Source organism: Sulfurovum sp. bin170, from assembly GCF_010892395.1.
GTDB lineage: Bacteria > Campylobacterota > Campylobacteria > Campylobacterales > Sulfurovaceae > UBA1140.
The window spans coordinates 1-8,317 of record NZ_JAACKB010000224.1; the positions used below are offsets into that span (position 1 = coordinate 1).

The 8,317-nt window shown below is 36.9% G+C and carries 6 protein-coding genes and 1 pseudogene; 4 read left to right on the top strand and 3 right to left on the bottom strand.

Annotation, left to right across the window (positions count from 1 at the left end):
• Both GSY74_RS05260 and GSY74_RS05265 read right to left on the bottom strand, forming a co-directional pair.
• Positions 1–501 (bottom strand): MBL fold metallo-hydrolase (locus tag GSY74_RS05260; RefSeq protein ID WP_164664057.1); only part of this gene is annotated, 501 nt, incomplete at its 3' end.
• The gene (locus GSY74_RS05265; protein WP_164664058.1) at positions 498–2,042 is read right to left on the bottom strand and encodes an ATP-dependent endonuclease; all 1,545 of its coding nucleotides are present in this window, start codon (positions 2,040–2,042) and stop codon (positions 498–500) included. The genes GSY74_RS05265 and GSY74_RS05260, both read right to left, overlap by 4 nt.
• 210 nt (positions 2,043–2,252) lie before the next feature.
• On the opposite strand from GSY74_RS05265, the pseudogene murJ reads away from it, so the two are divergent.
• The 4 genes and pseudogenes from murJ (at position 2,253) to GSY74_RS05285 (ending at position 7,855) form a co-directional block, all read left to right on the top strand.
• Positions 2,253–3,659: pseudogene (gene murJ, locus GSY74_RS05270) on the top strand (murein biosynthesis integral membrane protein MurJ).
• Between the two features lie 42 nt (positions 3,660–3,701).
• Positions 3,702–5,111: a cysteine--tRNA ligase gene (gene cysS / locus GSY74_RS05275; protein WP_164664059.1), complete on the top strand. Its 1,410-nt coding sequence runs from the start codon at positions 3,702–3,704 to the stop codon at positions 5,109–5,111.
• 318 nt (positions 5,112–5,429) lie between these two features.
• A complete protein-coding gene (aspS, locus tag GSY74_RS05280) occupies positions 5,430–7,196 on the top strand; it encodes an aspartate--tRNA ligase (RefSeq protein WP_164664060.1) in 1,767 nt (588 codons plus the stop codon).
• A 62-nt stretch (positions 7,197–7,258) separates the two neighbouring features.
• Positions 7,259–7,855, top strand: a complete 597-nt coding sequence (locus GSY74_RS05285; RefSeq protein ID WP_164664061.1) for an adenylate kinase — start codon at positions 7,259–7,261, stop codon at positions 7,853–7,855.
• Here the strand turns inward: GSY74_RS05285 and GSY74_RS05290 are convergent.
• On the bottom strand, positions 7,852–8,317 hold a 466-nt coding region (locus GSY74_RS05290), incomplete at its 5' end, for a hypothetical protein (protein ID WP_164664062.1). The genes GSY74_RS05285 and GSY74_RS05290 overlap by 4 nt on opposite strands.

Sequence of the window (8,317 nt, forward strand, 5' to 3'; positions counted from 1 at the left end):
ATCAACTAACCAATATTTATGAAGCCTTTTTAAATCTTTTTTACGAGGGGACAAAATAGTTAATTCAATATCTTCAAACTTATATTTCGTCTGTTTTTCTAAATATATTAATTCATAATCAATACCATTTAACAATGATTCTAAACTCTCCCCTTGTCTATAGCTTACATTTTTACCACTATCATCATCTGTATCATACTCTTTACTTTTGTCATATTTACCATCAAATAGTTCACCCAATTTAGCCAAAGAGTTAAACCAAACTTTTTTAACTTTAGGTCGAATCTCCTCATCTTTAAACAACTCAATAAGTCCTGAAATATGGTCTTCATCAATATGTGTCAATATCACTAAATCTATCTGTTCTAATGCTTCTAGTTTTTCTCGTAATATTCGATGATATGTTCTTCCCATACCACCATCTATCAAAATATTAAACTTATCAGTAGTAATTAAAATACAATCACCATTTGACGCAGGTAAAATTTTTATATTTATCATTTTAAACTCCCTTCTATAAACTTTTTAATTTTTCTAAAACCCTCTTGATAAAACTGCACCAATCCCCGAACAACATCCCTCATAACACTCTCTTCACTAAGCCCAATCTCCTCCCCAATAACTCGAAACAACCCATGATGGTCACCCAAACAAATCTCATCAGCAATAAACACCACAAACACATCACTATCATCCACAAACCGAGCATACGCTTCATTTTCTTTTAGCTTCTCCAACATATATTTCTCAGGAGCGTTATCACCAACGAATTTGGCAAAAAGCTTTTGGGTTTCTTGCTGAAAAACTTCCTCATCAAACAGCTCACCTTTGTAGCTCTTTAGTAGATGGCTTTTGTACCAAACTCTTAACTCTTTTTCTGTCAAGTCTCCATCGGCTATGGCAATGGCTTTTCCTAATGACTCATTGCGATAGTGGCTTCCTATCATACTTACCAAGTTCTCTTTGCTTCCCACATCGAGAATATAGATTCGTTTTCTAATCGACGAACTTAAAAGTGTCTCCAACATCAGTTTGGCTACCTTGTCTTCTACATAGACCGTTAGCTCTTTGGGTGTTTCACCTGTCAACTCTGAAAAAGCCAATGAGCTACTTGGACTATAAATAACCTCTAGCTTGTCACTGGGCTTTCGTAATAACAAGCGACCTTGCGTGGGAACTGCATCGAAAAGAAAAGGGGAATGGGTGGTGAAAATGAGCTGTAACTTTTTATCTAAAACAATCTGAAACAAATTCTCTATTAAAAGCTTTTGAGCCTTTGGGTGAAGACCAAGCTCTAACTCTTCTATGAGTACTATGCTGTTTTGGGGCAACTCATTCATGCGACTAATGAGCGATATAATAACCTCTTCCCCTGCTCCCATGTTAAAGTTGCTATAGCTTAGACCTGTACTTAGGTTTATTTTGTTTAGGTCAAAGTTTACTACCTTTGTAGAGCTGTTAACCTCTACCGACTCTAACGGTTTGGCTAAAACTTTTTTAATCATGCTGGTACTTTGTTTAGAGAGTGCTTTGGTGGTAAACGAGGCAGAAGAGGAACCAAAAGTATTTTTAATCATGGCAAACTCATTGGCAGGAATAACTCGTGAGACACCATAAAAGTCTGTTGTTCTCTCAGGACGTCGGTTGTAGTCATTCCACTGTTGACCTTTTTTTAAAGTGTGTGACTTCTTCTTTTTACCTACTCTAAACGCATACTCTATCGCTGAACCTTCCGATTTATCTTCACCTCTAAAGTGAATGAAGAAATCACGAAAAGTATAGTAAGGCTTGGCATTTTTAGCATTGGAGAAACGGTAGGGTTTATGGCTTGTGTCATTGTTGTGGTAGAGACAGGCGATGAGTTGTAAAATGGTTGTTTTACCAATACCATTTGCACCTGCTATGGCTGTGATGGGGTAGTTAAACTTTATGCTTGTGTTTTTGACACCTCTTAGCCCTACTTCGTTGAATGTTATACTTTTTAGTTTTTGGTTGAAGTATGGCGTTTTCCATTTTTTAGCTAAATCTTCTCTTGTTCCCATTGTTTCCCTTGTAATAATAATGATACAAAAACAAATGTGAAAAAACAAGAAGAAATGGAGGTTTATAAGGTATTGACTATCAGAAAATCAGAGATTTGATATGGAAGTCTTGGATTTAGAACGGATTATATTTTTTATTATTATCTCTTTCAATTTTTCATCTAGCATAAAAAACATAATTTAGATAAAATTGCATAAAAAAAGAATTGTATGAAACTAAAATCCATCTTTACCAACAGCTTTGGTATTCTCTTCTCTCGTGTTACAGGTTTAGGGCGAGATGTTGTTATGGCATCAGCACTTGGGGCTTCTATCTATACCGATATATTTTTCGTAGCATTCAAACTTCCAAATCTTTTTAGACGAATCTTCGCAGAGGGTGCATTTACACAAGCTTTTATGCCATCTTTTGTAGCAAGTAGACAAAAGGGCGTTTTTGCCACAGCTATATTTTTACGCTTTATGCTTATTCTTATACTCTTTTCTCTATTTGTTAGCTTTTTCCCCGAACTACTTACCAAATCCATCGCTTGGGATTGGTCTGCTGAACAGATAGCCAAAACAGCACCTCTGACTGCCATCAACTTTTGGTATTTGGATTTAGTATTTATAGTAACATTTCTAGCTACACTGCTACAATATAGAGAACACTTCGCCACCACAGCCATGTCAACAGCATTGCTCAATATCTCTATGATAGCTTCTCTACTTCTATATATGAAAGATGAACCAGAGACTATTGTTATTGCTCTTAGTTTTGCTGTTTTAATCGGTGGACTGTTACAGGTTATAGCCCATGTTATAGCTATCAAAAAATTAAATATGCACAGGCTCCTTATCGGTGGATGGAAATATAGAAAGAAAAAAGATGTAAAAGATGAAGAGAGAGCATTCAACAGACTCTTCTTCCCGTCTATGTGGGGTAACTCCATGCCTCAAATCTCTGCATTTTTGGATACTATATTAGCTTCATTTCTCCTCACTGGTTCTATCTCTTATCTATATTTTGCAAATAGAGTCTTTCAACTTCCTCTAGCCATCATCGCCATTGCCACCTCTGTTGCTCTGTTTCCTATGGTCTCAAAAGCGATTAATCGTGGAGATATAGATGAGGCTTACAGCAACTTGGGCAAAGCATTTTGGTTTCTACTATCTCTGCTTGGTATCGCAACACTTATGGGGATAATACTAGCTGAACCGATTGTATGGCTACTGCTAGAGCGAGGTGAGTTTACCTAAGAGAATACCATCCAAACAGCTGGTGTACTTAGTATGTATATGTTAGGTCTTGTTCCTCATGGTCTGACAAAACTCTTTGCTATGTTTCTTTATGCTAACCAAAAACATACCAAAGCGGCGAAAATTGCAACCATAGCATTGGTTCTAAATGTCATTGTTTCTATCATACTTATGAATCTAATGGGTGTGATTGGTCTTGCCCTTGCTGGTAGTATTGGTGGTGTGGTTCTCTTTACTCTTACCGTTAGAGAGGTTGGAACAGGGCATTTTTTTGATATAGTCAAATCTAAAAAACTTATCTATCTGATTATTGGTTTGATTTTTTCAGCATTTCTGCTACACTTCATCAACAGTTTACTAATGGATTGGATACGATAATAAAAGAGATTTATTAATAAAATTTTTAAAGGAAAAATAGATATGTATATTTATGATAGCGTAAAAAAGAAAAAACTCCCATTTGAACCCATCCACCCAAGAGAAGCCTCCATATATGTATGTGGACCAACAGTTTATGATGATGCACACTTGGGTCATGCAAGGTCTAGCCTTAGTTTCGACCTATTAGTTCGTACTCTAAAAGCGTTGCGTTATGATGTAACAATGGTAAAAAATTTCACTGATATAGATGATAAGATTATCAAAAAAGTCAAAGAGACAGGGCAGAGTTTAGAAGAGATAACCACACACTATATAGCACGATATTTAGAAGATATGAGAGTCTTAGGAGTGCAAGAGAATGATATAGAGCCAAAAGCTACAGAGTCACTAGAGGCTATGGAAGCTATGATTCAAGCACTTATAGAGAAAGATATAGCTTATGTGGTTGGTTCAGGGGATGTCTATTTTGATACCTCCAAAGATGCAAACTATGGTAGCATCTCACACCAAGTAGGAAGTGATAAGGATAATCAGAGTCGTGTAGAGCATAATAGCCAAAAACGAAACCCAAAGGATTTTGCTCTATGGAAAGCGTGTCATGGTGATGATGATATATGTTTTGATACTGCGTTTAGTAGAGGTCGCCCTGGGTGGCATATTGAGTGTTCGGCGATGATAGAGAAGCATTTCCCACAAGCAGATGGCAATGATGAGTTTAGCATAGATATTCATGGTGGTGGTGCTGATTTGCTCTTTCCTCATCATGAGAATGAAGCTTCACAGAGCAGATGTGCTACAGGGCATGAACTTGCTAAATATTGGATGCATAACGGTTTTGTCAATATTGATGGCGAGAAGATGAGTAAATCTCTTGGTAATAGCTTTTTTGTCAAAGATGCTTTAAAGGTTTATGATGGTGAGGTGTTGCGAAACTATCTTATATCGGTTCATTATAGGAATGATTTCAACTTTAATGAAGAGGATTTGATTAAATCCAAAAAGCGACTAGATAAGCTATATAGAGTCAAAAAACGGATTGTTCCAACCAAAGCTTCTAAACCTAATAAAAAGTTTCAAAAAGCTGTAATGGAGGCTATGAGTGATGATTTGAATATCTCTGTAGCTCTTGCTTTGGTTGAGAAGATGATTAGTGAAGCTAATGACAAGCTTGATATTAATCCTAAAGATAAGGGGCTAAAAAAAGAGACGATGGCTAATATAGAGTTTATAGATGAACTTTTAGGGTTTGGTGGAAAAGAGCCATTTAGCTATTTTCAGATAGGGATAGATGAGGAGACTAAGGCTAAAATAGAATCTCTTATAGAGCAGAGAAATCAGGCTAAAAAGGCTAAGAATTATGCTTCATCTGATGCTATTCGTAATGAGATTTCGGCTATGGGGATTTCTCTTATGGATACGGCTGATGGGGTACTTTGGGAAAAAATATGATAGACTTCTTGCAAAACTCATTTGGAATCGGAGACTTTAGTCCCGAATATAACGAGGCTAAAGCCCAATGCCAATGAATTAAGAATATTGTTATTGATTTATTAGGACAAGGCAGTGCCATTGTCCCTACAATATTTCAATTTCAAAATAGTAGAGACAAGGGATTCCCTTGTCTAAATCCTTAATTCATTGACATTGGGCTAAAGCCATCGGTTCCTAGTTTTGAAAGATGTCTAATAAAAAAATTCCTACTTATATGGAACAATTCGATATAATCGCAAAAAATTTTAATAACATAAATTAAATAGAGGAATTATCGTGAGAACACACTACTGTGCAGAGGTCAACGAGTCACATATTGGGCAAGAGGTAACCGTATCAGGTTGGGTATCGAGTCGCCGTGACCATGGTGGACTTATTTTTATAGATTTGAGAGACAAAGACCAAGTAGTTCAGCTCGTTTGTGACCCTGCTGACAATGTAGAGGCACATAAGATAGCTGAAGATGTAAGAGACCAGTTTGTACTGATTGTAACAGGAAAAGTGAGAGCTAGAGGGGAAGGTCTTGAGAATCCAAAACTCAAGACTGGTAAGATAGAGATAGTGGTTGACAACTTGATAGTTGAAAACAAGTCTCTTCCAATGCCATTTGACTTGGGTGATGATAAGGTAAATGAAGAGATTCGACTTAGACACCGATACTTGGAGCTTAGAACCCAAAAATCTTATGATATTTTTAAACTTCGTTCAAAAGCGACCATTGCTACTAGAAATGTACTTGATGAGCTTGGTTTCCTTGAAGTTGAGACCCCAATTATCACTAAATCAACTCCAGAGGGTGCTAGAGACTATCTTGTACCAAGCCGTGTTCATGGTGGTGAGTTCTATGCTCTTCCTCAATCTCCACAGCTCTTTAAACAGCTTTTGATGGTGGGTGGATTTGATAGATATTTTCAGATTGCCAAATGTTTTAGAGATGAAGACCTCCGTGCTGATAGACAGCCAGAGTTTACACAGATAGATGTTGAGATGAGTTTCTGTGACCAAGAGGATGTTTTGGAAGTGGGTGAAAAACTGATTCATGAAGTCTTCAAAAACTGTGGATTTGACATTCCAACTAAATTTAGAAGAATGCAATATATAGATGCTATGGAGAAGTACGGTTCTGACAAACCTGACATGCGTTATGACTTAGCAATGGTAGATGTTATGGATATTTTTGAGCGATGTGACAATGCAATCTTCTCCAATATTGCAAAAGATAGTAAAAAGAATCGAATCAAAGCTCTCAAAGTACCAAATGGTGATAATATCTTCTCAAAAAGAGAGATGAAACGATTTGAAGATTATGTTCGTAAATTTGGAGCAGCAGGTCTTGGTTATTTTCAGATGAAAGAGGATGGACTTAAAGGTCCTCTGACAAAGTTCTTTACTGATGAAGATATTCAAGCCATTATTGAGAGATGTGAACTTAAGGTGGGCGATGCGGTCTTCTTTGGTGCAGGTAACAAAAAACTAGTTTGGGACTATATGGGTCGATTTAGAATTCATCTAGCTGAAATTATGGATATTATTCCAAAAGATAAATTTGAGTTCTTGTGGGTTATGGATTTCCCAATGTTTGAAGAGGAAGATGGTCGCGTCAAAGCGATGCACCACCCATTCACTATGCCAAAAACTGATGAAAATGGCAAAATCGTATTTGATGACATCGAAGATTTGGAGTCCATCGCGTATGATATAGTAGTCAATGGTACAGAGCTGGGTGGTGGGTCGATTCGTATCCACAAAGAAGAGATACAATCTGAAATCTTTAAACTTCTAGGTATCTCGGAAGAGGAATCTAAAGAGAAATTTGGATTCCTACTTGATGCGTTTAAATATGGTGCACCTCCACATGGTGGTTTTGCTTTGGGTCTTGATAGAATGATTATGCTGATGACTGGGGCAAGTAGTATCCGTGAGGTTATAGCATTCCCTAAAACTCAAAAAGCACAATGTCTACTGACCGATGCACCAAGTCCAGTCGACGGTGAGCAATTAAATGATTTGAGCATTAGAGTTCGGAAACAATTGACAGAATAAATAAAATTTGTAGGGGCAGACCAATGTGTCTGCCCTTTGTTAATAAAAAAGGAAAAAATAAAATGGCAAAAAAACTATTTCTAATCATCGGAGCCCCAGGTTCAGGTAAAACAACTGATGCAAGTCTTATCGCACAAAAACACTCTGACACGATAGTACACTACTCAACAGGTGATATGCTAAGAGAAGAGGTATCAAGTGGAAGTGAACTTGGTGCAACTATTGAAAGCTTTATCTCAAAAGGTGCTTTGGTACCACTAGAAATTATTGTTAATACAATCATCTCTGCAATTAACAATGCACCTGTAGATAATGTACTAATAGATGGTTATCCAAGAAGCGTAGAACAGATGACAGCACTAGATGAGATTATTGAAAAAGAGGATAATATCAACCTGACTTCTGTTATCGAAGTAAGAGTATCCGAGCAAGTTGCAAAAGATAGAATTTTGGGTCGTGCTGAAGAAGCAAAAGAGGGAGAAAAACGAAGTGATGACAGTATAGAGGTCTTCTATGATAGAATGAAAATTTATACTGACCCACTAGCAGAGATTCAAGCATTCTACACAGATAAAAATCTACTGCATATTATTAATGGTGAGCGAACGCTTGAAGTTATCGTTGATGAGATGGATGCTTTTGTGCAGAGTAAAATCTAAAAATTCTCTAACAAAATATTTTCTCTATCCCTTATATCTACACTATTTAGATAGTTAAGAGGTAGAGAGGTTGGAACTACACCATAAGACTTTGTAATCTCTTTTCCTAATGCTTTTCTACCCCTCGCCGAATTAATAAACTGTACAATAAAGCGACTATCCAGATTTAAATTGGGCTTCATACGAACAACAGCCATGTAGTGAGGAACCACAAAGCCCTCTTGCCCCTCTTCTACGAAACATGCAATCATGGGATAATAAAGACTCACAACCACATCGCCTACCTGTGTTAACTGATTAGATTCACATTTACAATCGTTTACCTCGATAAGCTTTCTCTCATCTATAAAAGAGATTGGTTCAAGAGAGACCATTGTAAGCTCTTTCTGTTTACACTCACTGTTTCTGTTTTGCCCCTCTATCAGATGAGCACCTTTTATTATATCTGCAATCTCTTTTAAT